Source organism: Corynebacterium sp. HMSC055D05 (genome assembly GCF_001810365.1).
Taxonomy (GTDB): Bacteria; Actinomycetota; Actinomycetes; order Mycobacteriales; family Mycobacteriaceae; genus Corynebacterium; species Corynebacterium coyleae.
This window is the reverse complement of the sequence record NZ_KV801027.1, coordinates 1-1,327: the sequence shown is the minus strand read 5'-3', so window position 1 is coordinate 1,327 and position 1,327 is coordinate 1. Positions and strand designations below refer to the sequence as shown.

At 59.8% G+C, this 1,327-nt stretch carries 1 protein-coding gene and 1 pseudogene; both read left to right on the top strand.

Annotated features, from left to right (window positions below; all coding sequences use genetic code 11):
* The first annotated feature begins 56 nt into the window (after window positions 1-56).
* Complete coding sequence (locus HMPREF2734_RS01205) at window positions 57-365, top strand: transposase (RefSeq protein WP_070422110.1); 309 nt, start codon at window positions 57-59, stop codon at window positions 363-365.
* Window positions 359-1,273 (top strand): annotated as a pseudogene (locus HMPREF2734_RS01200) (IS3 family transposase); the annotation flags it as partial. The gene HMPREF2734_RS01205 and the pseudogene HMPREF2734_RS01200, both read left to right, overlap by 7 nt.
* Window positions 1,274-1,327: the final 54 nt, after the last annotated feature.

The following is a 1,327-nucleotide window of genomic DNA, read 5'->3' as shown; positions in this document are numbered from 1 at the left end:
TGGGGTGTCATGATTCCGGTGGACGGTGAAACCCACCGATCTGGAAGGATTAAATCATGCCACGTAAGTATTCGGATCAGTTTCGTCAGCAGTGCATTGATGAGGTGTTGATGTTCGGCAAGACTCGTGGTGCCGTGGCCCAGGAGTACGGGGTGTCGTCCTCGTCGTTGGGACGCTGGGTGGCCAAAGCCGAAGGCACCTTGGGCACTGGTTCCGGCAGCCACATGCGCGCTGCTGATGCCGCGTCGCAGGACCCGGCAGAGATGGCAAAGCGGATCAAAGAGCTCGAGCGTGAAAACGAGTTTTTAAAAAAAGCGGCCGCCTTCTTCGCCACGGAGCACACCACGAGGACCTCTTCGCGGTAATTGCCCACTTCCACGAAGAAGGCAACCCCTGCCCCCGCTACCCAGTGTCAATGATGTGCCGTGTGTTGGAAGTATCCAGCTCCGGCTATTACGCCTGGCGCAAGCGTAGAGATACTCCGCCGGCCGGTGGCACACCGCGGGCGAAACGCGCGGCGATTACCGATCTGGTTATCGAGATCTTCAACGAGCACAACGGTTTTGCCGGGGCGCGCACTATCTACCGGCAGCTTCAGGCCCAAAACGTTGCAACCACGCTGTATGCGGTGCGAAAGATCATGGCTGACAACACGCTGCACACCAAGTACCGTCGCGCGTTTAAACGCACCACGATCCAAGACCCGCAGGCGAGCGCACGAGCTGATCTGCTTCGGCGCCGTTTCTACCCCGCGATGCCGACAACCTATCTGTGCGGCGACATCACCTACCTGCGCACCGCGCAGGGATGGATGTATCTGGCCGTCGTGATCGATCTGAGCACACGGATGGTTGTCGGGTGGCAGATCGCAGACCGGATGAGTGCGCAACTTGTCGTCGACGCGCTGACCATGGCGCACGCGGCCGGTTTCGTCGCGGGCAACGCGGTGTTTCACTCCGACCGCGGCTCGCAGTACACCTCGAAGCAGTTCGCGCAAACAGCCAAGAAACTCGATGTGCGTTTAAGCACCGGCGCGGTCGGTGTGTGCTGGGACAACGCGGTTGCGGAGTCGATGTTTTCCACGTTGAAGCTGCATCTGCTGTACGAAAAGAAGCAGTTCGCGTCGAAGTTCGACGCCCGCTACGAAGTCGGACACTGGATCGAGGCGTACTACAACCGCCGCCGCATCCACTCCACCACCGGGCTGATCCCCGCCGAAGCAATGCGCCAATTCAAAACCCGCTGCGCCGACACACACGCCGCCGCAGCCTAACCCCCACAACCAAACACAACGGGTTTACCCGTCCACAAAATTTGACACAGCCCA

Excerpts from the sequence above, each read along its gene's own strand:
- HMPREF2734_RS01205 (WP_070422110.1), top strand. The coding sequence starts at position 57 with ATGCCACGTAAGTATTCGGATCAGTTTCGTCAGCAGTGCATTGATGAG.